Below are 26,343 nucleotides of genomic sequence, written 5' to 3'. Positions count from 1 at the left end.
AGCGTTAATTTTTAATGATTACACCGTTTTTACCTATTGATAAGCCTTTTTTGGTTCCAGCTTCATTTACGGTTACTGTTTCGCCATTTACTTTTACCGTAGTTGTTGTAATACTATCATTTTTTGTTGTTTTTCCAGTAATGTTTACTTCTACGTTATCGCCATCCTCATTTCCATCTACATCATCATATTCGTTTTCATCAGCTGGACAATTCAAACATTTTATTTGTGAGCTTTCTACTTTGTAAATGTAGTTGTCAGAACTGTAATGTAAGTTGAAGAACGAATCGTCTGATCTGTCATAATCCTGAACAGAAGAATCAGGTTTCAATAAAGTTCCTTCAGGTAAGTATAAAAAGATTTCCACTTCTTGATCACGGAATTTATTTTTGAAATCAGTTAATAGATAGTTATCTAAAATTAATTGGTTACCAATAATCGTATAGCCATATTGAATTTTTTTAGCTGTTTTCTTAGCTTCAAACAATGATTTTCCTTTCGCTTCTTTTTCAATTTGGATATAAGGTAATTTTTCATCTGTTTTAAGGATATTGATACGTACTTGATTAGAATAAATCACTTTTGTACCGGTGGAATCCTCAGTAACCATGAAATCGTGATTGTCATTTATATTTTTTGAAAAATAATCATTATGTATAAATTTTATACGTAACGTGTCATTTTCTTTCAATGGTATGATTTGCTTATTTACAACTCTACCATTAGCCGAAAACTCTGACATTTGTTTTACACCTATTGATATTAATAATGCAATTGAAATTATCCAAATTGCCAATAAAGTATATTTAGCGATATTTCCGATAGATTTCATATTTGGGGCTAATAATTTGAAACCCAAAAGCATTAAGAAAAATGCTGGAATACTTACAGCGATGTAAAATAAAACTCCAAAAAACCAAATTGGATAATCCGTGAAATTTCCAGATTCGATAAAATCGTGAAATGGGAAATTAGTGAAACCTGTTGAGCCCAGTGATAAAACACCAACTAAGAAAACGATTAGTATTGCTAAACTTGACATAATTAAAATCACACCTAAAAATTTTGCGAAAACCTTAAAAACTGTCATGATGAAATCGCCAAAAGAGCTTCCTATTTTATTGGCTCCAGTTTTAATTTGATTGCCATATTTGTCGTAATCAACGTTTTTTAATTTACCTGAAACGCTTTCAAACTCTTCTCTTACTTTTTTTTCAATATTAGAAATGTTAACCGGTTCTCCAGTCATTTCTAGTTTTTCGGATGTTGTAATGGCTTCTGGTGTTACAACCCACAGAATGATGTAGGCAAGAATACCGGTTCCAAATCCAGCAAAAACTAATAATATCAAAACAATTCTAATCCAAACAGAATCAATTCCAAAATAGTGTCCCAATCCAGCAGCAACACCACCAATCATTCCTTTTTCTTTATCTCTGTATAGTTTTTTTGTTCTTCTGTTAGTGTTGTCAGCATAGGTTTGAGAACTTTTCATTTCATCTTCAATGATGTAATCTTCAGGTTGTCCCATAACGGCAATTACCTCATCAACATCTTTTAATCCTACAACATGTTTGTCGCTTTTTTGTTTCTCGTTCAATAATTCCGAAACACGCATTTCGATATCTTTTATAATTTCATCATGTCCTGATGAATTCGATAAAGAACGTTTTATAGCATCAAAGTATCGGGTTAATTTTTGGTATGCATCTTCATCTATATGAAAGAACATTCCGCCTAGGTTTATATTTACAGTTTTGTTCATGACTATTATTTTTGGTTGGTTATAAGGTTCACGGCATCCGATAATTCAGTCCAAGTGCCACTAAGTTCGTTTAAAAAAGTTTGTCCTATTTCAGTTAGACCATAATATTTTCTTGGTGGTCCTGATGTTGATTCTTCCCAACGATAATTGAGTAATCCATCATTTTTTAATCTTGTGAGTAATGGATAAATGGTTCCCTCCACGACTAACAATTTTGCGTTTTTCAAAGTGTCTAATATTTCCGATGTGTAGGCATCTTTTTCTTTCAATACGGATAAGATGCAAAACTCGAGAACACCTTTGCGCATCTGGGCTTTTGTGTTTTCAATGTTCATAATTTCTTTTTTTTGATTTTGTGTTAATTAAACTGTTCATTTTTTGATTGATGATTGATGATTATTTTTTGAAGCTATTTCCTGCTTTCCATTTCAATCTTTTTTATTTTTAAAGAAAAAATAAAAAAGGATTTCCATTGCAATCAGGGCTATTTAGAAACTGCTTACCTACATTTAGTATTTACTATTTGATAAAAGGAATCGTAATTGGGTAGTTGTATTTTTCACCATTTGATGTTTTTATGGAAGCATAAATGATTAAAAAGAATTCAGCCACTTTCAAAAGACCAAAAATTAAAACAGCTACTAAACCCACTGTCAACATTCCGATGTTGCCTTCAAAACTAAAATTTCTTAAAATAATATCGTGATCATTTATTAGCGCTTCAAAAGGAATATTTTTTAGGAAAGTAATTATAAAGATAGGAGTAGCTATCATAATAAGGACTAAAGAATATAGTAATAAACTCAATTGGAAATTCAGGACTTGTTTTCCATTATGATCCACAAATTCCGATTTGTCTTTTTTTGAAGACCAAAACAATATTGGGAAAATGTAATTTCCAAAAGGAATGAAATATTGAGTTAAAGCACTCAAATGAGTAAATGTAGCGGTGTTTTTTTCGGTAGTTGTTTCCATGATTAAAAGTATATAGTAATTTCTTATGCAAATATATATCTAAAAGACAGTATCTTGTATCGCATAGTACCAAATATTAACAAAATATTAACAAAGTTATTTTATATGTACGCATAGTATTTTTTTGTATATTAGCTTAAAAAACTAGCAATAATGAACTCGCTACGGTCAAAATTCCAAAATAATGAAGAATAGCGATGCCATATTTTTATATAAAAACAAATAGTAACTACATATGAAACTTACCGTATCAAAACTTAATAAATTTCTATTGTTCAAATTACCATCGGCATTTATCTGTGGCGTACGTGTAAAAGAGATAGATGAGCATAAATGTGTAGTGTCAGTGAAACACCGCTGGATTAACCAAAATCCATTCAATTCCATGTATTTTGCTGTACAGGCAATGGCTGCCGAGCTTTCTACGGGAGCTTTGGTTATCTATCAAATTCAAAAAAGCGGCAAAAAAATATCGATGTTGGTGGCGAATAATAAAGGAAATTTTACTAAGAAAGCGACAGGGAGAATCACTTTTACCTGTAAGGATGGGGATTTACCAGAAAAAGCCATTCAAGAAACTATTGCTAATGGAGAAGGGCAGACCTTTTGGATGAAATCTATTGGAACAGATGAAAAAGGAATCCAAGTTTCTGAAATGGATTTTGAATGGAGTGTAAGAGTTAAATAAAAAACGGTTCTCGATACACGTCACTTCAAGTGCGTAGCGTATCGAGAAGTTTAGTCTGGTTTTATTGCAAAAAACATTCGAATCCACGTTTTGAATAATTGAAACCAACAGGTTGTAGGAATTATGAAATAGAAAAACGCCTCAAATTGAAGAGGCGTTTTTGATGAAAAATCGAATAATTATGCTTTAGTTTAGCACTTTTTTCCATTTGATTTAGCCATTGATGCATCACATTTTTTGCCTTCCGCTTTTGATTTGGAACAACAAGATTCTTTTTTAACTTTTTCCTTTGTAACTGGTTTTGTTTCTTGTGCGCTGGCGCTAATTGTAAATAAAAATATTGCTAAAAGGGTACCTATTTTTTTCATTTTTGTATAGTTAAAATTGTAATTATTTTTTTAGTATTAAAGCAATTAATTCCTCAAATATAAAAAGAATATTTAATATCAATTTTAAATTCATCGTTAATATTTACTTAATTACGCCAGTTTTCAAGATGTATTTTTATTTGATTATAATTTTTTTGCTGTATTCTCCCTTCGAAGTTTTTAGTTTTACAATGTAAACTCCGGAACTTAGGTTCTTGATTGGAATTTGAATTCTGGTTTGCTCCATATTTTCAACATTCCATTTTGTAAGCTCCTGGCCTAATAGATTAAACAAGTGAACTTCCTTAACCATCGTGTCAAGAACTTTGTTTTGGATAATTAAAACTTTATAATTGTTTGAATACAAGACTTGAATGCCGTCATTAGTCGTATTGTCTTCAACACCGAGTGTTTTGTTGGTAAATCGTAAAGAGAAACGATTACTGTATTCACCAATAGCAAGCGGAATTGCAAAACCACTATTTTTAAGATTATGATAACTTCCGGAAATATTATCATATAAGTAAACTTCAGTAGTTTCAGGAACGCTTTCTAGCGCATCAATTTTGATAGTAGTCAATCCTTCATTTGCTATAGTCAAACCTATAGGAATTATTTGGTCGTCATTAAAATCTGGGACACCTTGAATCACAAATTTACTATTGCTAAATTCCCAATAAATGTTATCTCCCTCTACCTCTAGCATTGGGGCATCATAACCAATGTCAAAATCATTAGTGGTATTACTGTCAACTCCCACTAATAATTGTCGATTTATTCCTATAGCTGAAACTAAACTTAATCTGATTTTTGATCTTAGGTCAATTTGTTCAACTGCCATTTTTTTAGGAACACTTTGTTTCATGAATATTGAATTCCCGGAACTTTCTCTAATGAAAGCTCGTTGACTATTTTTAAAATTTAAGGTTCCACCTTGAACTGTAGTTGCCGTTCCTGCTATTGATGGATCTAATGAAGCATCTATAAAAAATCCTTGGGCTACCGGAATGTAGTGGTTTGGAGTTTTGCTACCGGTTGAACCATTATTTATATTCAAGGGGTCATCAGCAATAGCTACTAATCCGCCCATTAAGGTATAAGTTGCATAACCTCCTACATAATCTGCTAATAAGTGATTACTTGTCAATCCAAAATGATCCCAAAAATACAGTGCTCCGCTAAATATATTGGCACTGGCCCTGCAACCACCACAATCTTTTAAATTGTCTTTTATAAATTCATCGGCGTCAAGTGCGGATGGATATGGATTCCCTATTAAATAGGTTTGGTCTAAGCTTATGTTTAATGCAATAGTTCCAGAATTTGGTTTTCCAACAAAAACATAATTTTGTGTTGAAAGTAAGGAAGCTGTTCCATCAGTTCCTTTCATTGTAAATCCTTCTCCTATTCTGATTACTACTGTACTTCCAATATAGTTCCATTGGTAATAATTATCCCAATCCGTATTAGAATCGGGTGTTAATGAATTGTAGGACCAGATCCATCTGTTACTAATTTTTATGGGGTTCGATAAAGCTCCATCAGCAAAATAGGCTCCATCTCCAAAATTGATGATTCCAGAACTAAAGGGGCTTGTGGTTACATCTGTACCGTCTCTTAAAATACCGCTAATAGAATAATTAGTATTATTTAGACTAACAGGGGATGACCAGTAATTGTAATTGAAACTGTTTTTTTGACCTTGTTGATCTCTCAATAATTTTCCGGAACCGCCAATAGGATTTGCTCCGCTTCCAGCCTGAACTAATTGCGCTTCCCCAGTTAAACGGATATTACCGCTCAATAAGGATAAAATATTAGAAACAGTTAATTCAAAGTTGTCTACTAGACTAATTCCTTTAGCAGTACCTGAATTGTTTGTAGTTAAATTATAAAAAGTTTCATTGGTTTTAATGCCCAGATTGACAGTCTGAATTTGATTAGCAGTTCCCCCATTAAAGGTTACTGTTCCAATTCCCGGAATAAAAGAACCACTATTTTTCCAGTCGCGACTAATTTGCAAATTTGAAACACCAGTGGAGGCCATCGTAACCGTAGCTCCGCTTGCAATTATCAAGTCTTGTGCGCTTGCAATATTACTGTAAGCTGCTGCAAAAGATGAGTTTGCAGGGTCTATTACTGGCATTCTAGGTCCTCCGGAAGGGACGGAAGGAATTTGGGCATTTATGATGCTAGAAGGTAATCCGCCGGCCCAGTTTTTACAATCAAACCAATCTGTACTTACCAATCCGGTCCATAAACCAGCTGTTCCATTCAAAACTGTTACGGTAGCTGATCCAGTTAAATCTATTGGTTTTGCAGTACATTGAGAATCGCTCAATGCTGTGATGGTATACGTTTTATTTGTTGTGATATTAGAAACAGTAAATACAAAAGGATTCACATTGACATTATTAACTGTTGTTAGAGTTGTACCATTGCTATAGGTTACGCTCCAAGGAGCGGTTCCTGTTAAAGCAACATTGAAAGTGGCTGTTCCATCATAACAAATGGTTTGATTTGCGCCTATGTTTGCTGTAGGTCTTTGATTTACCGTTACGGTTACGTAGGTAGTTCCATTAGGGCCAAAACTAGTACAACCATTAAGAAATGATGTTACGGCATAAGTAGTTGTGATGCTTGGGGATACCGTTGCATTTGTAGAATTACTATTACTTATAACGGTATTAGTATTAGTATCAATCCATTGTGATGTTAGTACACCTACTGGAGCTTCTGGGATTTTAATGTTGTCTATTGCCCATGAACTTCCTACGGTACCTTGATAATTAAAACGGATTTTTAAGTTAGTTTGCCCTAAATAGTTACTCAAATCAATACTCATATTCGTACTGATGTTATAGGGGCCTTGTGAACTTACACCATTGTATTGCGCTAAAATAGTATTGTACGAAGTGCCACCATCTATGGAAATTTCAATTTTTGCAGAAGCACCTGCTGTTAAAAAATAGGCATGATCAAAACTTAAACTTGCGGAACTCAATCCTAACGTAGAAAAAACAGGGGTTTGTAATACAGAGTTAAAATTACCATTTGCAATAGCAAATTTACCAACTGAAGTATAATTTATACCGGAATAAGTACCGCCATTTGTTGCGCTTAGTTGAAATGGATTTGGGTTTGTATTACTTGAACCTGCATTTAGACAATTACCACATCCATCTACCAACCATCCTGTAGGGTTAGAATTATTAAAAGCACCGCCAGTTGCAAGGTTTTGACTTGTAGCATAGCCGCTTTGTGAAGATAAAATAGTTGAATCTCCATTGCATATTGTTGACGGTGTTGCGGTAACAGGTGATGGTTTGATATTTGGAATCACGTTTATAATTGAGACTGCAGAATAGGTTTGTGGACATGATGCGTTTTGGATAACCGCTCTAAATAGTGTAGTTGACAGAATATTTGTATAATTATAAGTTGTACCAGTATTTGCAATTGGTGTCCAACTAGCTCCACCTGTAGTTGATGATTCCCATCTAACAATAGTACCTGTATGTCCACTCAAGTATATCGTTCCGTTGGCAGAGTGACAAACCGTAACGATTTTAACCACTGGTAAAATATTGGGTTGAGAAATGGTAACTGCCCCTCCTACCGAAGCAGCTTCAATGATAACCGTTGCAGTTATTGGTATCCCACTACAACCATTTACAGTTGGTGTAATAATAAAAGTTACCGTTACAGCGGCATTAGTTGTGTTTGTCAAAGTTCCACTGATGGCGCCACTTCCACTAGCCAAAATTCCGGTTGCAGCGACTGTATTGTCTCTGGTCCAATTAAAAATAGTTGAAGCTACGCTTCCTGATAAAACGATAGCCGTAATAGCACTGGTTGAACATATCGTTTGTGACGCTGGAGTCGCAACTGCATTTGGTGTTGGATTCACTAGAACTGTAGCAGTTATTGATGTTCCGGGACATCCATTAACTGTAGGGGTAATAGTAAAAGTTACGGTTACTGGAGCACTTGTAGTATTTGTTAAACTTCCGCTGATGTTTCCGTTACCGCTTGCTGCAATTCCCGTTACCGCTACTGTATTATCTCTAGACCAATTGAATGAAGTTGAAGCAACACTTCCAGAAAGTGCTATTGATGTAATTGCACTGGCTGAACATATGGTTTGTGATGCTGGAGTTGCAACCGCATTAGGAGTTGGATTTACTAAAACCGTTGCTGTTATTGGTGTTCCAGGACATCCATTTGCTGTAGGAATAATGTTAAAAGTTACTGTTACAGGCATATTAGTAGAATTCGTAAGGTTTCCACTAATGTTTCCGCTTCCGCTGGCAAGAATTCCGGTTACCGCTACTGTATTGTCTCTAGTCCAATTGAAAGTAGTCGAAGCTATGCTTCCTGAAAGAACCATTGTTGCAATTGCATTTGTTGAACAAATTGTTTGAGTAGAATTTGTTGCGACCGCATTTGATCTCGGATTCACAATGACTGTTGCTGTAATTGGTGTTCCAGGACATCCATTTGCCGTAGGAGTAATGGTAAAAGTTACTGTTATAGATGCAGTAGTGGAGTTGATTAAGCTTCCGCTAATGTTTCCATTTCCGTTGGCAGCTATTCCAGTTACTGTTCCTGTATTATCTCTAGTCCAATTGAAAGTAGTCGAAGCAACACTGCCAGTAAGCGCTATTGTTGTAATTGCAGTGGCTGAACATATCGTTTGTGATGCTAGGGTTGCAACCGCAGTAGGAGTTGGATTTACTAAAATCGTTGCTGTAATTGGTGTTCCAGGACATCCATTTGCTACTGGGGTAATAGTGAAAGTTACGGTTACTGGCGCACTTGTAGTATTTGTCAAACTTCCGCTGATGTTTCCGTTACCGCTGGCAAGAATTCCGGTTACCGCTACTGTATTATTTCTAGTCCAATTGAAAGTAGTCGAAGCTACGTTTCCTGAAAGAGCCATTGTGGCAATTGTACCAGATGAGCAAATTGTTTGTGTAGCATTTGTGGCTAGAGCATTTGGAGTTGCATTAACTAGAACTGTCGCTGTTGTTTTACAACCGTTACTATTGGTATAAGTTATTACCGTTGTACCAGAGGTGATACCGCTTACTAGACCAGTATTACTTACACTAGCTACTGAAGTATTAGAAGATACCCAAGGATTAACTGCTGCAGGAGATGTTGAACCGCTTAATTGTGTTGTAGACCCTTCACATACGTTGAGTATTCCGCTGATTGTCGGTAGCGGATTAACCGTTAATGTTGCAATTGCAGATTGTACAGAGGAACAAGTGTAACCTGCAGGACCTGATATCAAGACATCATAATTAGCTGCATCAACTGCGGTACTATTATTTATTGTTAATGTTGAAGATGTGGAGGTAGAAGTCGCTCCACCAATATTTATACCATTTTTTCTCCATTGAAAAGACAAAGGATCTCCATTGGCATCAGCAACAACAGTAAATGTCACATTAGAACCAGTGCACAGTACTTGTGAAACCGGTTGTGTAGCTACAATAATAGCTTGGTCAACATTCAATGTTCTTTGAGCAGAGATAACAGATGCGCATGGTGATGCCCCACCAATTATTACATAATAATTACCATCATCAGTTAGATTTGCCTGATTAAAATGAAGATTTGTTGATTGAGCTCCCGAAATATTGGCTGAATTAGCTACTGGTGTTCCGCTTGGAGCTGAGCCTTTATACCACTGATAAGTCAATCCATCACCAATGGCAACGACGCTTAGATTTACAGGAAAACTGGCACATATACTTGTGTTTGACGGCTGTGTTGTAATTACTACAGCTTTCTTAATTGTTAGGATGATAGTTGCATTTAAGGATAGACATGGACCAATCGGATCATTAGTAGTATACGTTAGCGTAACGGTACCTGCACTAATATCAGTAGCGCTTGGTGTGTAAATCGCAGTTGGTGTATTGTTATTAAATGTACCGCTTCCGCTTGTATTCCAAGTGGCTGAGGTAGCACTTCCTCCAAAAGAACCAGCCATTGTAGCAGTTGTATTTGAACAAATTGTCAGGTCAGAACCGGCACTAACTGTAGCGGAAGGGTTAATAGTTATGGTTCTTGTTGCACTTACAACAGAACACATACTAGGTGCGTTTGTTGTAAGTGTAAGAGTAACGGTACCACTAAAGTTTGCTGCAGGAGTATAAGTTACTGTTGCAGGGGTTGCAGTTTGTGCTGTGCTGCTTAATAATCCCCCACCAGAGGTTATGGACCATGCGCCAGTTGTAGCTCCACCGCCTACAGATGAACCAGCTAATGTAATGGCTGCAGGAGTTGTGGATTGACATATCACATCGGGTCCTCCGGCATTAACAGTTGGAGCAGTGTTTATAGTTATAGTTCTTATTGCACTTATAACAGAACACGCACTAGGAGCATCTGTAGTAAGCGTAAGAGTAACAGTTCCACTAACGTTTGCTGCAGGAGTATAAGTTACTGTTGCAGGAGTTGCAGTTTGTACTGTACTGCTCAATAATCCCCCGCCAGAGGTTATGGACCATGCACCGGTTGTAGCTCCTCCGCCTAAAGTTGCACCAGCTAGTGTAATGGCTGCAGGAGTTGCAGTTTCACAAATTACTTCTGGTCCACCGGCATTAACAGTTGGAGCAGAGTTTATAGTTATAGTTCTTGTTGCACTTACAACAGAACAGGCACTAGGCGCATTTGTAGTAAGTGTAAGAGTAACGGTTCCACTAAAGTTAGCTGCAGGAGTATACGTTACTGCTGCAGGAGTTGCAGTTTGAGCTGTGCTGCTTAATAATCCCCCGCCAGATGTTATGGACCATGCGCCGGTTGTAGCTCCTCCGCCTAGAGTTGCACCAGCTAATGTAATGGCTGCAGGACTTGCAGATTGACAAATCACATCGGGTCCTCCGGCATTAACAGTTGGAGCAGTGTTTATAGTTATAGTTCTTATTGCACTTACAACAGAACATGCACTAAGAGTATTTGTAGTAAGGGTAAGAGTAACGGTTCCACTAAAATTAGCTGCAGGAGTATAGGTTACTGTTGCAGGAGTTGCAGTTTGAGCTGTGCTGCTTAATAATCCCCCACCAGATGTTATAGACCATGCACCGGTTGTAGCTCCTCCGCCCACAGATGCACCAGCTAATGTAATGGATGCAGGACTTGCAGATTGGCAAATCACATTAGGTCCTCCGGCATTAACGGTTGGAGCAGAGTTTATAGTTATGGTTCTTGTTGCACTTATAACAGAACACGCACTAGGAGAATTTGTAGTAAGGGTAAGAGTAACAGTTCCACTAAAGTTTGCTGCAGGAGTATAGGTTACTGTTGCAGGAGTTGCAATTTGAGCTGTGCTGCTTAATAATCCCCCACCAGAGGTTATAGACCATGCGCCGGTTGTAGCTCCTCCTCCCACAGATGCACCAGCTAATGTAATGGCTACAGGACTTGCAGATTGACAAATCACATCGGGTCCTCCGGCATTAACAGTTGGAGCAGCGTTTATAGTTATGGTTCTTGTTGCACTTACAACAGAACACGCACTAGGAGCATTTGTAGTAAGGGTAAGAGTAACGGTTCCACTAAAATTAGCTGCAGGAGTATACGTTACTGATGCAGGAGTTGCAGTTTGTGCTGTGCTGCTTAATAATCCCCCGCCAGATGTTATAGACCATGCGCCGGTTGTAGCTCCTCCGCCCACAGATGCGCCAGCTAATGTAATGGCTGCAGGACTTGAAGATTGGCAAACCACATCAGGTCCTCCAGCATTAACAGTTGGTGCTGCGTTAATAGTGATAGCTTGAAAGGCTGTTTTAGTTCCGCCACAGCCACCAGTAATAGTATAAATAATATTACAATTACCTGCTGCAATTCCAGTTACGATTCCTGAACTGTTAACTGTGGCTATAGCAGTATTGCTGCTACTCCAAGCACCAATACCACCGCTAAGAACTACAGAGTTCGCTATATAGGTTGTTGTTCCGGAACTGCACAAAGTACTTGTGCCTGTAACAGAAGCGATACTTGCAATAGGTGTTATTGTTACTATCATTTGGTCACTTGCAGCCCCACAAGTTCCAGAAGGTGTTGCTGATGTTAAGGTAATCGTTATTGTGCCAGCTGCAATTCCCGAAGCATTAGGTGTAAATATGGGAGTTTTTCCATTAGTACTATTGAATGAACCCAATCCTGAAGGTGATTGTGACCAAATATAATTGTTAGCTGGATTTGAATTGACCGCGCCACCAACTAAGCCACTTAATTGTACTATATCTCCGGCACATATAACCTGGTCTGGTCCTGCATTTGCTGTTGCAAAATTACCAACTGTTACACCGAGTATCCTAGCAGTACTTGATCCACATGCATTATTTGCAGTGACAGAGATATTACCACTTGTAGCAGTAGGGCCTGCATTTACAGTTAAAGAAGTAGAGCCCTGTCCAGCTGTTATTGACCAACCTGTAGGTAAAGTCCATGTATAAGTAGTGGCGTTAGGTACAGCAGCAATTGAATACACTAAACCTGATACAACGGGACAAAGAGAAATGGAACCAGAAATTGTTCCAGGTGTCACCGGTATTGCAGTATTTACAGTTACTGCGAAAGTTTGCGCACCACTTGTACCGCAAGAATTGGTTGCGGTTACGGTAATATTTCCACTAACCGCAGTTCCTGATGTCGAAACCATAATAGAATTTGTATTTACCCCTGCTGTTATACTCCATCCTGAAGGTAAAATCCAAGTATAAGAAGTAGCATTTGGAACTGCAGTTATATTGTAAATTAGGCCTGATTTGCTTATACACTGTTCTGTTGAGCCACTTATTGTTCCAGGTGTTCCGGGTGTTCCGGGATTTACAGTTACAGCCAAATTTTTTGCGGCACTTGTACCACAACTATTCCCAGCGGTGACGCTAATGTTTCCATTTTGACCTGCAGTACCGGATGTCACAGTAATAGAATTTGTTCCTGCTCCGCCGGTAATTGACCAGCCAGCTGGAACTGTCCAAGTATAAGTTGTCGCATTAGCTACTGCAGCTATGCTATATGTTAATCCTGAAATGCTTGGACATACTAGTGAAGTTCCAGATATTGTTCCCGGTGTTGCTGGTGTCGCTGGACTTACAGTTACTGCCAAGGAATTGGCTGCACTTGTACCGCAGCTATTTCCAGCTGTAACAGTAATGTTTCCATTTTGACCCGCACTACCTGATGTTACAGAAATTGAATTTGTTCCAGCACCCGCGGTTATTAACCATCCCGTTGGAATAGTCCAATTATAAGTTGTCGCATTAGTTACCCCAACAATGCTATAAATTTGCCCCGTTAATGCAGGACATTGTGTAACAGTTCCCGTTATTGCTCCCGGTGTTGTTGGAGTTGCTGGAGTTACGGTTACTGCCAAAATTCTTGATGAACTGGTGCCGCAACTATTTCCAGCGGTAACACTAATGTTTCCGTTTTGTCCAGCACTTCCTGATGTTACAATAATTGAATTTGTTCCAGTACCAGTGCTAATTGACCATCCTGTTGGAACTGTCCAGTTATAAGTTGTCGCATTGGTTACAGCAGCAATGCTATACGTTAATCCAGTAATTCCAGGACATAAGGATGAAGTTCCGATTATAGCTGCGGGCGTAGCCGGTGTTGCGGGACTTACCGTTACTGCTAAAGTGTTTGCTGAACTCGTTCCGCAACTATTCCCGGCAGTGACAGTAATATTTCCATTTTGACCCGCGTTACCTGATGTTACAGTTATTGAATTTGTTCCTGCTCCGCTAGTTATTGACCAGCCAGATGGAACGGTCCAAGTATAAGTAGTAGCATTGGTAACCGCAGCAACACTATATATTTGTCCTGCTAATGCTGGACACTGTGTAACTGTACCCATTATTGCTCCAGGAGTTGCAGGAGTTGTTGGAGCTACTGTTACTGCCAAAGTTCTTGCAGCACTTGTTCCACAGCTATTTTCAGCTGTAACACTAATGTTTCCATTTTGACCAGTGTTACCTGATGTTACTATAATAGAATTTGTTCCTGCACCTGAAGAGATGGACCATCCTGTTGGAATTGTCCAATTATAAGTTGTTGCATTAGTTACCGCAACGACACTATATATCTGGCCATTTAAAGCGGGACATTGTATAATAGTACCTGTTATTGTTCCTGGCGTTGCTGGTATTGCCGGACTTACCGTTACAGCCAACGTACTTGCTATACTAGTTCCGCAACTATTTCTAGCGGTAACACTAATAGTTCCATTTTGACCTGTAGTTCCTGATGTTACAGAAATTGAATTTGTTCCAGCACCAGCTGTAATTGACCATCCTATAGGAACTGTCCATGTATAAGTTGTTGCATTAAGGACTGGTGTAATGTTATAGGTTAAAGTTGTAGTAGCAGGACATACTGGCGTTGTTCCTATAATTGCTCCTGGTACTGATGGTGTTGCTGGGTTTACCGTAATAGTTATAGGATTACTGATAGCTGTAGTAGGTGACGAACAAGCTGCATTTGATGTTAGTTCAACAGTAACTACATCGCCATTAACTAATGATGAGGTGGAAAAATTAGGACTGTTACTACCAGCATTAAAACCGTTAATCATCCATTGATATGATGGAGTACTGCCTCCATTTATTGGTACAGCAGAAAAATTTATTAAATTACCTGGGCAAATTATTGTAGCCGATGAGGAAATACTTACTGATGGTATCACAATGTCATTTACCGTCATCGTAATTATATTGCTGGTGACATTTGCCAGAGAAGGGCAAGTAGCATTAGAAGTTAGAACAACTGTCACTTTATCAGTATTTGCTAATGATGAAGTGGTAAATGTAGGACTATTAATTCCCGTGTTTATACCATTTATTTTCCATTGATAAATAGGAATGGATCCACCATTAATAGGAGTGGCAGTAAAGGTAGCTGAGGTGCCTGTGCATATATTATTTCCCGGATTTACTCCAATAGTTACTGATGGTACTAAATTTGGATTCACAACTACCATTGTCGTTGCTGAACTATTACAACCATTTGCATCTGTTGCCGTCACAGTATAAGTTCCCGAAGCCGCTGCTGTTGCATTATTTATTAAAGGATTTTGTAATGTGGAAGTAAAACCGTTTGGTCCGGTCCAATTGTATGATAAAATACCTGTTCCACCTAAACCAGATGAAAAAAGATTTAAAGTATTTGCTGAGCAAACTGGAGAGTTTGAGCTTATACTTGAAATAGAAACTGCAATTGGAGCTGAAATAGAAACTGCAGTTGCAGATGAAAAGCATGAGTTTGCGTCTCGTACCACTATTTGGTAGGTTCCGGCTGCAAGTCCACTGAATATAGCGGCTGCTTGAAAAGTTACACCATTATCTTTTGAGTATTCTAAAGTTCCTGTACCACCGGAAGCTATTACAGTGATTTCTCCATTAATTGAAGTAGCACAACTAAGCTCAGCTCCATTATAAAAAGTTTTTGTTGCACTGCTGATTAAAATTGCAGAGGAAGGTTGGGTTATGGTAACTGGAGCAGTAGGAATTATTCCATTTGCATCAGTTACAACCACACTGTACGTTCCTGCTGTTAGGCCGCTTAAATCCTCAGTTGTCGCAGCGTTACTCCACATAAAAGTATAAGGTGGTGTCCCTCCAGTAACTGTTAGGTCAATAGAGCCTGTTGTATCTCCAAGGCAAAGTACATCTGTTTTAGTTGTTGTTGCTGATTGCCCAAAACTGTGTAGTGAACTTAGAAGTAATAAAATAATTAATAAGTATTTTTTTTTCATGACACCAACATTTTAAAATCAAACGATTAATATTTTTATAAAAAGGCATAGAGAAATTCATGCTATTTTTTAGAAACAAAAAGATGTTTATTGTAGTGGTATTATTTTCAATGAAAAATTCATCCTACTGTTGCTGTTTTTGGTGCAGTTATTTATAATTTTTTACACGGAAAAGTAACATGAAGGATTGTGCTTGGAGTACTGTTTATTTGTTTTTGGTTTAATATATTAAGGCTTACATGTCTTAAAATTAACTATTTAGAACGGTATTGTTTTAAAAAAAAAATTTTTTTCGATGAAAGGATTTTATCATCCGATGAACTACTTGTTTTCAGTAAATTAACTTTGTGTATTTCCTTTCTTTGTTCATTTAAGGTTAATTTTAACATAAAAAAAACTGCCTTTTCAGACAGTTTCTATGTTTTTAAATTAGATTTTTTCGGTTATGGTATAATTATTTTTTTACTAAAACCTCCTTTTGTAGTTTGAATTTTCGCGATATATACACCGGAACTTATTTTTTTAATTGGAAGTTGAATGTTTTTTTGGTCTTGATTTTTAATGTCCCAAGTGCTTATTGATTGACCAATACTATTGAATAAGGTAACTTTTTTAACAGTTGCATCCAATATATTATTATTGATTACAAGTATATTTCCATTTTGTAAATGAGTAATTGTAATGGTGTTGTCATTCATGGTTTTAACATCAGTACTCAATTTTTTATCAATAAATCGTAATGAAAAACGAGTGTTGTTTTCTCCTGCAGGAAGATTTATTTCAAATGTTGCATTGTGAATATTATGATACATATCAGTATCGTTATCATAAATAAAAATAGTTTGTTCAAGGTCAAAGTTTTCTATGTCATCAATCATGAATTTTACGGGCCCTTCAGCATCAGTTTTTACACCTATAGGGTAGGAGGCACTTGCGTCAAAAAAACCTTCGCCTTCAATTACGAGTTGATTTTCGCCATTTAATAAATACATATCATTTGGGAAATCATCAAAATTTAAACCGTCATAACCGTAATCCATTCCATCAGTCGCTTTTTCATTCATAAATCCTAACAGTACTTGTCTGTGATAATCATTATGCGAATTGAAACCCAAACGAATTCTCTTGAAAGTATCTTTTGTTACTGGGTCATTATTGTTATTCCAGGAGTTGTCTTTAAGGGTCTTAGTTTTATAAATCACATTAGAATTTGAAGCATCGTTTTCTTTGTGAAAAGCTCTTTGGTTATTGTTAAAAATAACAGTTCCCCCAGAACCAACTTTCCCGTTTACAAAGAAACCTTGTCCTACGGGGATGTAACGATTAGGAATGCCTTTTGATGGGGTTCCTGATTGGCTAATGAAATCAACTCCAGCTGATGAGGGTGCTAATCCGCCTGTTAAATTTCTTGCTGCATATCCTCCTTGATAATCACGTAAAATATGGGTGTTATTGGTAGCATAATGTTCCCAAAAATATAATGTTCCATCAATTGACGGGCTTGTGAAAGTTTCTAAAGAGCTAATATTATCTGTTATAAAAGCATCAGCATCTAATGAAGATGGATAAGGATTGCCAGTTAATAATAATTGATCGTCACCTACAGTATTTGTTGAGATTGTACCATTGTTTGGTTTTCCAACAAAAGTGTAATTTTGGGTAGCCGATGCAGCTCCGCTTCCTTTTAATGTATATCCTTGTCCTACTCGTAATTGATCTGTTTCTGATATTTGAACCCAATTTGCATAAGCATTTGCATAACTGTCAAATTTATAAAGCCAGTATCGTGCTAAACTAATAGGGGTTGTAGGTGCACCATCATAGCCGCCAATCCAGTTAATATTCTGAGGATTAGTTGTAGTGCCATCTTTCATAATACCAGTAACGGTGTAATTAGTATTGTTCGCGGTTGTGTTTATTGGACTTACCGGAGAACTCCAATAGTTATAATTGTATTTGTTGGATTGCCCTTGTTGATCTCTTTCTATAGACCCAGCACTCATGACATCCAGATCGCTATTGGCAGTTTGAACTAACTGTGACATTCCTGCTAAATCTATTTTTCCATCTAATTTCAGATAACTCGAAACTTCAATTTTGGAATCATTTGCAGCACTTAATATATTACTATTCACTAATAAGCCCAAAACAATCTTATTGCTATTAGAAGTAATAGTATGGGATGTTTTAACTATATTCCAATCAATTTTTGTTGCATTATCAATACCAACACTGTTAGGGACATCCCAAACAGGATAATTAGTCCAAGTGGCATCTGTTTCCCAACTGCCATTAGCTCCAGAGGTATAGGGTATCGGTGCGGTATCAGGTTCTTGCACATAGATACCTTTTAATTTGCCATTTTTAGAGTTGCCGGATTTATCAATTAAATAGCCATTGAGGATATCATCAGCTCGATTCATTTGGTAGTAACCAGACAAATTTGTCCAACTTAATCCACTAATGTTTTTGGGTACAATTACACCTTTTACATTGCTGCTGCCGTCATTTATGATTTCCTGATTCATCATTTGACGAATTTGATCAACGGTCAGAGGAACATTCCATATACGAAGTTCATCCGCATAACCATTGTAATAATTATAGGGTGTGTTCGTATTTTGACTCATCGCACCCAAAATAAAATCAACACTATTCAATGTTGGGTTTACACCTGTGGTAGTATTCTCTAATATTCCGTCAATGTATAGTTTATAGTTGGTTCCGTCAAAAGTAACCGCGATATGATACCACCTGTTAGTATCAATTGCATGAGTTGCTATTATGGAATTATTGTTCCAGTTGAATGAAATATTGTTGTTTACTAATTTTAAATCATAGCCATTTGTTGCAGTCGGACTAAGTTGTTTTGAAATTATAGCTTGTGTATTGCTACTAGTAGCGTTCGATTTTATCCAAACTTCTATGCTGAAATTACCGCTGTCTAAATTATGAACATTTTTAAAATTAATATTATCGTCAACACCATCAAAATTAACGACATTACAGAGCATAAGAGTAACTACTACGGTATCTGAAGAAGAAGCGCAGCTTGATGTCGTCCATTTTAATGTATATACGCCAATATTAGGGCTATAAAATGTTGTATTAGGATTTGTATTATTCGAAAAAATTTCTCCTCCACCTGCAGGTCCGCTAACGATAGACCAAGTCCCTGTTGTTCCTGCAGTTGCATTCAGTGTAACATATTCTCCTCCACAAGAAGCTATTTGATCAGGACCAGCTAAAGCAGACAAACAAGAACCTGAAGTTATAGCTACTTTAATCGAGCCATCAATTGGTAAATGACAATCGGACGTGTCGTATCCTTGAAAAAAATTTTTCGCAAATGAAGTCCCTGATATAGCTCCTATACCTGTTATCGTAGCTGTTTGTAATGAAACTTCAGGACTACAGCCCGCATTTAATATAATGGCACAATCTGTTGTGACATTGAGGTTAAAGCTTATGTCAGCATACACATATTCAGGATGGTTAGCTGTTATAAGCAATGTCCCTAAATTCCAAATGATTTTATTTGTTGCTGAATCAAAATATGGAACGTTAGTAGTTGTATAACCGTTATAGGTGTGATATAGAATAGTCCCTCCAGTGTTGAAAATTACAGTTTCCGGAATAGGAATTGCTATTATAGTGTTGTTTGTAGCTTCGGCACCTTCATTAGTGATGTTGAGAGAATAATTTATTGTTTGACCAGGCAATGCATTTAGCACAGGTGGGTTTGGAACATTATTAATTGAAGTTACGCTTATTAATCCTTTAGGATCTGGTACATATGAATCTACTGACATAGCAAAACCGAAAATTGAAAACTTGTCCAAACTGGAGCCGTATTTAAAGTTCGTTGATGTTTGACCATTAGCAATATTTACATTTCCGGTATTTGGAATAGTGAACATGCTTAAATCGATACCGGTATTATTTACTAAATTTGGGTTTCTTGTATTTCCGCCAGTTTGAATGGACGAGTTGTAAAAATTTGTGGTAGTATTTCCTGAATGGGACAAGTCAATATAAGTAGTGGTATTTAGTTGTTGTACTTTTAGATAATCTCCAGTTTTGTTTTTGTCACCTTCACTTGCCATAACCCCTAGTTTCATATTTACTTGCCCAGCATTTACAGCTATAAAACCTGAAATAGGGATGTCGCCTACAAATGAACCATTCTCATTGGCATAGCCATCGAAAAGAGTAACAGCACGACTGTTCATTAAGGGATTTTCATAAATTACAACAATTCCCCATCCTCCAGAATAACCAGGGGTTGGGCCTGTTCCTTCTTTTATGGCAATGTCAGCAACTGCGTATGTTCCAAGTCCATTTGTTTTTACGTAATCAGTAATTTCTTTATAACCAACGTATATTCCATCATCGCCAGATCCCGGGTACCAGATGTCGGCTGCATTTGCCGTAATTGTTGTATAGGACGATGCTAACGGTCCTTTTAAAGAAACTACTTTTTTATCGTAATCTTTAGTTACAGTTGAATAGGTAGGAATAGTGCCTGAAACATTAACTGAAGCAGAAGAATTAGTAGAGTAATCGGTAGCGCTGGCAGTTGCTGTTAGTCTTTTTAAGTTGTAGATAGTTAAACTTACTGTACCGTCAGTTATAATAGTTGGTGTTGTGAGTGTGGCAGTAGCTATAGATCCAGACACACTATTCGTTACGGCGATATTTGTTGCAGTCCCTCCATTTATAGAAAGAGTAACTCTATCTGCTCCAGTGCTATTTGTATAGGAGAAAACATAGGTATTTCCGCTTTTTGTAAAAGTATACACGGGGTATCGATTGTTACCAGTTCCACTTTTAGTAACATTTAAACTGTAATTAGTGTTGGTAATACTTTGACTGTTTGTAACGGTTGAAGTAGTATTAATTGATTGTGTACCGTTTTGAACTTGTTTTGAAACTGTAAAAGTATCAGCATCATCAGATTTTCCAGTCCAATATAAACCTGCAAAAAGAATTGTTGAGCAAATAGGATTAGCGCCATTCTCAGATGAAAGTTGTAAATTAGCTGAAGATGAATTCCATGTGTTTGAATCACTATCCACATCCACATAAATCATTTCCCCGTCGTTGTCAATGTTGTCAGCATATGTTTTAAGGGTTAAGTTGGTATTTCCCAACATTGTAAAATCACCCTTAATGTTGTAAATTGCTTTTGAAGGGGAGGCAGCAGCTGTTCTTTGAGTAAAAGCCTTCCTAACTTGTGCCTCGAGTTGAATAGGCGCAACAAAGAATAGTATTAAAACTACTAAATATATTAAATTATGGTCTGTTTTTTTAAAGTAGATTTTAGTCATAAATTAATTTTTTATAAATTAATTTTAGGGTATTTTTTATCTAAATGGATTTAGATTAAAAATGGTTTTTATGTTTGATATGTAAATTTATGTGTTTTACTTTATTTGATAGATTAAACACGTAAAAAATCGATTAAGTGCAGTTTGTATGTTATTTTATAAGTTAATTTCTATAAAATAAAAAAAATATTTTATCCTGTCCTATCGTAAATAAATTTAAAATGTATTTGCAAAAACATAGTTTGATGGAATAGTACTGGTTATTTAGTTTTGAATTTTATTAAGCGTTTTTGTAAACTAATTTTTTTAGCCAAATGGTATTTGTAAGTGGGATAAACTTTTTATTAGCCTACTTGTAGTCATATTCCATGCTACTACAGCTTTTATAAGGGGAAGAAATAGTGATGGAATGATTGTATCGATTATAGATTGTCTAATAATGTGAAAAATAGAAATACTTTAAAGGGGTGTGAAGCTTTCATTTGTGAAGCACAGGCTTCTTTAGATGTTAGTGTCATTACAACAAAATAGTATTTAGAACTCTAAAATTGTTTAATAAATCTACCCAAGGGTGCTATTATTCAAAACATCAATTCGAGGCCTAATTTTTATTCTCAAAAAAAGCAATATAAAGTGACATTACAGTGACCTCGTCAGTTCAAGTGAATTTTTATAAAATGCGAACAGCTTTTTCTGAAAATTTGTATTGAGAACCATTTTTAATAAAACGTAATTGTTACTGTTTTTGCGCTGTAAAACAGAACAAAACTTCTCGATACGCTACGCACTCGAAGTGACGTGTATGGAGAACCATTTTTAATACTAATTTTCTAGTTTTCGATATAATTTTCTTCCTGAGACTTCGGGAGAAAATCACTCGAACTGACGAAAATTATCATCAAAAACTAATTACATCCAAAGTGTTAAATCTGTTTGTCTTAGAGTTGAATTACGTATTTGACTTTAATAAATGGGGATTATTATTTATAAAGAAAAGAATTTAAAATGAGTTCGTAAATCTATTATTAATGTAGTGGATTTCATATTCTTTCATATTCAGACTTTTGTCAAGAGGGGAGATTAAATCTTTAATAATACAATCTAAAGTCGAGTAGCTTACAAAGTGCGTAGTGTTTTTCGTATAATTCTTCTACAATTTCAACAACATTGTCTTGCTCTTCAAATAAGCTAAAAAAAGCTTTGTCCAGAGTGCTGCTGGTCAATTTATGAAATGCCGTTCCATAACCAGATATTGCACGTGCTCCAGTAATATCCAAAAAGTATTGTGCTTCTTCTGTGCTTAAGTCTAAAACTTTTGCATTTGCAAAATGCAGAATTTTCCCTGTCATTTTTCCTTCGAATAATTCAGCTATTTCTTCTAAGCTATAATAATAGTCATTAAGGCAAATATTATTTCCTTCACCGGGCATGACTAAGTAAATGATTTCATAATCAGTAAAATTATGGTCTTCATAAAGCAATGCATTTAAACTTTCTTCTAATCCTTCGATAGTGTCACATGTTTTGTAAATGCTTGTAATGCCTTGTTCAAAGGCTAATTGCTCTAAGTTTTTAACCACTTCGGTAGTGGAAGTGATTTCTACATCGGCAACTGCTTCGAGGCAGAAAATAAAGGTGTCAGAATCCATCAAATTTAGTCTATGTAGTTCTATAAAAACAAATCAATTTATTGCAATAAAATCTTCAAAGTGGTTTTGTTTCAAGGATCAGAAAACAAAGGCATTTGTCACAAAGAGGTTCACTTTTGCAAAGCTTAAGTTCCTAATTCCTTTTTGCAAAAATAATCAAGAATTAGATGCACTGTTAGCATTTAATATTAAATAACACGTTGGGTGCAATTATTCACAAAGTCAGTTCGAGGCCTAATTTTTAGTCCAAAAAAAAGCAATGTAGAGTGACCTCGTCAGTTCGATTGAATTTTTAGAAAATGCGAACAGCTTTTTCTGAAAATTTGTATCGAGAACCATTTTTAATAAAAACGTCAATGTTATTGTTTTTTGTGCTGTAAAACAGAACAAAACTTCTCGATACGCTACGCACTCGAAGTGACGTGCATCGAGAATCGTTTTTTAATACTAATTTCCTAGTTCTCGATATAATTTTCTGTCGAAAATCACTCGAACTGACGAAAATTAGTATTAAAAATTAATTAAACCAAACGGGTATTAAATAATTATTAACTCTTTCATAAATGCTAAATTTAGGTCCAGTTGTATCTGTTTACTATAAAAAATAGTACGTCATCACTTGTTTCATTTAAAAACAATTCTTGCTTAAGGTACAAGTGTAGCCATATAAGTTTACTTGGTTTTGTATATAGTTTACTTCGGAGGCGTCGCAGCATATTGAACTAAGAGTAGGATTTTGACCTATGGAGTAATTTGTAAAATAATTGTCGTTTTTTACGACTGAAGATTGGAGTTTCTTTGAATAGCAATCAAAACTTTCCAGGATATGACAATCACGAATATCTAAAGTCGTTATTTGATTAAAGGAACAATCTAAATTTTTTATAGAGTGAAATAAAACTCTAAAAGTAAGTAATTAAATATAAATATTATTTTTTTTGCAAAAGATGAAACTGTTAATCTATGAATGTCTTAAATTCTTCCTATAGCTTTTACGCATTGCAAAAAGGCAGGAGCAATTGAAAAAACATTAGTTTGAAGATTTTAGGAAGGCTTATATAACTTGGGTAAGGAGGAGATGCAAAAAAAACAGGAATATCTATCTCACACTCATCTGTAAATGTATTAGAAACCTATTATTTAGATCCGAAAATCTTATTCGCAGTTGAAAAAGGAGCATTAGAAATTAAGATATTTGGGACAGATTCCTCACTCTAATTCCTCACTCCTAAAAATTATTTTAGTTAATTTTACTAAGTTTCGCACAATAAAAAACCCTAACATATTGATGTTAGGGTTTTTACTTTGGTAGCGAGACCGAGATTTGAACTCGGGACCTCAGGGTTATGAATCCTGCGCTCTAACCGACTGAGCTATCTCGCCATTATTAGGGTTGAAAACCATCCCTGAATGCGGGTGCAAATATAAAAATAATATTGCACGTTGCAAGTGTTTTTTTAAGAAAAAAAAATATTTTTAAAAAACCTTTTTTTTCGGACTTATATTCTTATATTTCACAAAAAATAAATGTAGCTCATGGATCAAAAAGTACGTTACGAAATCGAGTTTCCTATAAATTCTTCGCCTCAATTATTATATCAATATATATCGACTCCATCCGGTTTATCAGAGTGGTTTGCCGATAACGTAAATTCTCGTGGAGAGTTTTTTACTTTCATTTGGGATGATTCCGAAGAAAAAGCAAGACTTGCATCTAAGAAGTCTGGTGAGAAAGTGAAATTCAAATGGGTAGACGAAAACAGCAAAGACACAGAATATTTTTTTGAATTGCATATTTTGGTAGATGAACTTACTAAAGATGTATCACTAATGGTTGTTGATTTTGCTTCCAAAGATGAGGTTGATGAAGCAACTCAGCTATGGGAAAATCAAATTTCAGATCTGAAACATCTAATTGGCTCAGTATAGTAAAATCCTTTTTTATAACTTATATTTGCCCTAAACAAAATTTAGGGCTTTTTTATGATTAATTTTAATGGAACTATAGTGTCTCAAGATGCTAATATATTGACTCAGAACCGCGCTTTTTTATACGGTGATGCCGTTTTCGAAACAGTTAAAATAATAAATAATAAAATTCTTTTTTTAGAAGATCATTATTTTAGATTAATGGCATCAATGCGGGTGGTTCGAATGGAAATTCCAATGAATTTTAACATGGAATATTTTGAAGAGCAAATACTATCAATAATCAAAATTAATCAATTAGAGCGCTCTTCTAGAGCTAGAATTACGGTTTATAGAAATGATGGTGGGTATTATTTACCGCTGAACAATACAATTTCTTTTTTGATTCATACAATTGCACTTGAAAACACTTCGTACTCAGTTGATCAAAACGAATATGAGGTAGATTTGTATAAAGACTTTTATGTTACTAAACAATTGCTGTCTTCTATAAAAACGACAAATAAAATCATAAACATAACGGGAAGCATTTATGCAAGTGAAAATGGATTAGACAATTGTATTTTGCTGAATGACAGTAAGAATGTTGTTGAGGCTTTGCAAGGAAATATTTTTATGGTGTTAGGTAATAAGTTGATTACTCCACCAATATCAGAAGGTTGTTTGAATGGGGTAATGCGCAAACAAATCTTAGGTTTGGCAAAAAAGATAGAAAATCTTGAGGTTGTTGAAGAAATAATTTCTCCATTTGATCTTCAAAAAGCGGATGAATTGTTTATTACAAATGTTATAAAAGGAATTCAACCTATAACCAAATATCGTAAAAAGGAGTTTAAAACTAAATTTGCGTATGAATTAATTGAAAAATTGAACGATTCGATAGCGGCTGTTTAATTTAAGTAAGGGTTTTCTGGAGCATTTGACCAAATAAGATATTCTCCTCCTAATTCATTTAGTTGTTCTTTCCAGAAATGGGCAGGTGACTTTCCTATGATTTTATTTTCATAATTATTCTCAGTAATAATCCAAGAATTGCATTCCATTTCTGTTTCCAGTTGGTCTTCTTCCCATCCTGTATATCCTAAGAAAAAGCGAATATTTTTTTTGCTTATTTTTCCGGAATTTATTAAGTCTTTTGTTGACTCAAAATCGCCCCCCCAGTAAATACCATTTGAAATCTCAATACTGTTAGGAATCAATTCTGGGATATCATGGATAAAATATAGATTGTCTTGTTCTACCGGACCTCCATTGTAGATTTTGAATCGAGCGTCAATATCTGGGATTAAGTCATGGATAGTATATTTCAAGGGTTTATTGATAATAAAACCAACAGAACCTTCCTTATTATGATCCGCTAATAATATTACTGATCGGCTAAATGATAAATCTCCAAATATAGAAGGCTCTGCTATAAGTAGATGTCCTTTTTTTAATTTTTCTGAAATCATAATGGCTACATTTTTTATTAAATTTAAGGATAAAATTTTAAAAAAACCAAAGAAAGTCGTTCAAATGCATAAAAAAACCTTCCATGTGGAAGGTTTTGTTTATATGGGAAACTCAAATTAGTTTACCGCTCCTTCTAATTCAGCACCAGCTTTAAATTTTACTACGTTTTTAGCTGCGATTTGAATAGTATTTCCTGTTTGAGGATTTCTTCCGTCTCTAGCAGCTCTAGCTGAAACAGACCAAGATCCGAAACCTACTAAAGATACTCTTCCACCTTTTTTCAAAGTACCGCCTACATTTCCTAAAAATGATTCTAAAGCTAATTTAGCTGCAGCTTTTGTAATTCCTGCATCAGCAGCGATAGCATCGATTAATTCTGATTTGTTCATAATAAATAGTTATTAATTG

At 35.7% G+C, this 26,343-nt stretch carries 12 protein-coding genes and 1 tRNA gene; 3 read left to right on the top strand and 10 right to left on the bottom strand.

What is annotated here, in order from left to right:
- Positions 1-4: 4 nt before the first annotated feature.
- The 3 genes from T410_RS00750 to T410_RS00740 form a co-directional block, all read right to left on the bottom strand.
- A complete protein-coding gene (locus tag T410_RS00750; RefSeq protein ID WP_035667770.1) occupies positions 5-1,765 on the bottom strand; it encodes a PspC domain-containing protein in 1,761 nt (586 codons plus the stop codon).
- A gap of 5 nt (positions 1,766-1,770) precedes the next feature.
- Positions 1,771-2,100: a PadR family transcriptional regulator gene (locus T410_RS00745; RefSeq protein ID WP_035667768.1), complete on the bottom strand. Its 330-nt coding sequence runs from the start codon at positions 2,098-2,100 to the stop codon at positions 1,771-1,773.
- 184 nt (positions 2,101-2,284) lie between these two features.
- Complete coding sequence (locus T410_RS00740) at positions 2,285-2,740, bottom strand: DUF4870 domain-containing protein (protein ID WP_035667766.1); 456 nt, start codon at positions 2,738-2,740, stop codon at positions 2,285-2,287.
- A 235-nt stretch (positions 2,741-2,975) separates the two neighbouring features.
- Between T410_RS00740 and T410_RS00735 the strand changes: the two genes are divergently transcribed.
- The gene (locus T410_RS00735; RefSeq protein ID WP_035667763.1) at positions 2,976-3,428 is read left to right on the top strand and encodes a DUF4442 domain-containing protein; all 453 of its coding nucleotides are present in this window, start codon (positions 2,976-2,978) and stop codon (positions 3,426-3,428) included.
- A gap of 191 nt (positions 3,429-3,619) precedes the next feature.
- Here T410_RS00735 and T410_RS17005 read toward each other — a convergent pair whose 3' ends face one another.
- The 5 genes from T410_RS17005 to T410_RS00715 all read right to left on the bottom strand — a co-directional run bounded on the left by T410_RS17005 (position 3,620) and on the right by T410_RS00715 (position 23,937).
- Positions 3,620-3,796 carry a hypothetical protein gene (locus T410_RS17005; protein WP_193743712.1) on the bottom strand — a complete coding sequence of 59 codons (177 nt, stop codon included), beginning with the start codon at positions 3,794-3,796 and terminating at the stop codon, positions 3,620-3,622.
- A 136-nt stretch (positions 3,797-3,932) separates the two neighbouring features.
- A complete protein-coding gene (locus T410_RS00730) occupies positions 3,933-15,575 on the bottom strand; it encodes a PKD-like domain-containing protein (protein WP_035667761.1) in 11,643 nt (3,880 codons plus the stop codon).
- Between the two features lie 443 nt (positions 15,576-16,018).
- The gene (locus T410_RS16350) at positions 16,019-20,905 is read right to left on the bottom strand and encodes a LamG-like jellyroll fold domain-containing protein (protein ID WP_051929313.1); all 4,887 of its coding nucleotides are present in this window, start codon (positions 20,903-20,905) and stop codon (positions 16,019-16,021) included.
- 1,088 nt (positions 20,906-21,993) lie between these two features.
- Complete coding sequence (locus T410_RS00720) at positions 21,994-22,554, bottom strand: DUF6642 family protein (RefSeq protein WP_035667759.1); 561 nt, start codon at positions 22,552-22,554, stop codon at positions 21,994-21,996.
- A gap of 1,306 nt (positions 22,555-23,860) precedes the next feature.
- Positions 23,861-23,937, bottom strand: a tRNA-Met gene (locus tag T410_RS00715).
- A 153-nt stretch (positions 23,938-24,090) separates the two neighbouring features.
- On the opposite strand from T410_RS00715, the gene T410_RS00710 reads away from it, so the two are divergent.
- Positions 24,091-24,483, top strand: coding sequence for an START-like domain-containing protein (locus tag T410_RS00710; RefSeq protein ID WP_035667757.1), 393 nt, complete (start codon positions 24,091-24,093; stop codon positions 24,481-24,483).
- Between the two features lie 54 nt (positions 24,484-24,537).
- Positions 24,538-25,377: an aminotransferase class IV gene (locus T410_RS00705; RefSeq protein WP_035667755.1), complete on the top strand. Its 840-nt coding sequence runs from the start codon at positions 24,538-24,540 to the stop codon at positions 25,375-25,377.
- On the opposite strand, the gene T410_RS00700 is transcribed toward T410_RS00705, so the two are convergent.
- A complete protein-coding gene (locus tag T410_RS00700) occupies positions 25,374-25,934 on the bottom strand; it encodes a YqgE/AlgH family protein (protein ID WP_035667753.1) in 561 nt (186 codons plus the stop codon). The genes T410_RS00705 and T410_RS00700 overlap by 4 nt on opposite strands.
- Positions 25,935-26,051: 117 nt before the next feature.
- Positions 26,052-26,324, bottom strand: a complete 273-nt coding sequence (locus T410_RS00695) for an HU family DNA-binding protein (protein WP_035667751.1) — start codon at positions 26,322-26,324, stop codon at positions 26,052-26,054.
- Between the last annotated feature and the right edge of the window lie 19 nt (positions 26,325-26,343).

Source organism: Flavobacterium sp. 83, from assembly GCF_000744835.1.
GTDB lineage: Bacteria > Bacteroidota > Bacteroidia > Flavobacteriales > Flavobacteriaceae > Flavobacterium.
The sequence above is the reverse complement of the archived record's forward strand: the minus strand, read 5'-3'. Positions and strand labels throughout refer to the sequence as shown.

Bases quoted from the DNA above. Each gene is read 5' to 3' on its own strand.
- T410_RS00740 (WP_035667766.1), bottom strand. From the start codon at position 2,740: ATGGAAACAACTACCGAAAAAAACACCGCTACATTTACTCATTTGAGT.
- T410_RS00735 (WP_035667763.1), top strand. From the start codon at position 2,976: ATGAAACTTACCGTATCAAAACTTAATAAATTTCTATTGTTCAAATTA.
- T410_RS00705 (WP_035667755.1), top strand. From the start codon at position 24,538: ATGATTAATTTTAATGGAACTATAGTGTCTCAAGATGCTAATATATTG.
- T410_RS00745 (WP_035667768.1), bottom strand. From the start codon at position 2,100: ATGAACATTGAAAACACAAAAGCCCAGATGCGCAAAGGTGTTCTCGAG.
- T410_RS00695 (WP_035667751.1), bottom strand. From the start codon at position 26,324: ATGAACAAATCAGAATTAATCGATGCTATCGCTGCTGATGCAGGAATT.
- T410_RS17005 (WP_193743712.1), bottom strand. From the start codon at position 3,796: ATGAAAAAAATAGGTACCCTTTTAGCAATATTTTTATTTACAATTAGC.
- T410_RS00710 (WP_035667757.1), top strand. From the start codon at position 24,091: ATGGATCAAAAAGTACGTTACGAAATCGAGTTTCCTATAAATTCTTCG.
- T410_RS00750 (WP_035667770.1), bottom strand. From the start codon at position 1,765: ATGAACAAAACTGTAAATATAAACCTAGGCGGAATGTTCTTTCATATA.
- T410_RS00720 (WP_035667759.1), bottom strand. From the start codon at position 22,554: ATGGATTCTGACACCTTTATTTTCTGCCTCGAAGCAGTTGCCGATGTA.
- T410_RS00700 (WP_035667753.1), bottom strand. From the start codon at position 25,934: ATGATTTCAGAAAAATTAAAAAAAGGACATCTACTTATAGCAGAGCCT.
- T410_RS00730 (WP_035667761.1), bottom strand. From the start codon at position 15,575: ATGAAAAAAAAATACTTATTAATTATTTTATTACTTCTAAGTTCACTA.
- T410_RS16350 (WP_051929313.1), bottom strand. From the start codon at position 20,905: ATGACTAAAATCTACTTTAAAAAAACAGACCATAATTTAATATATTTA.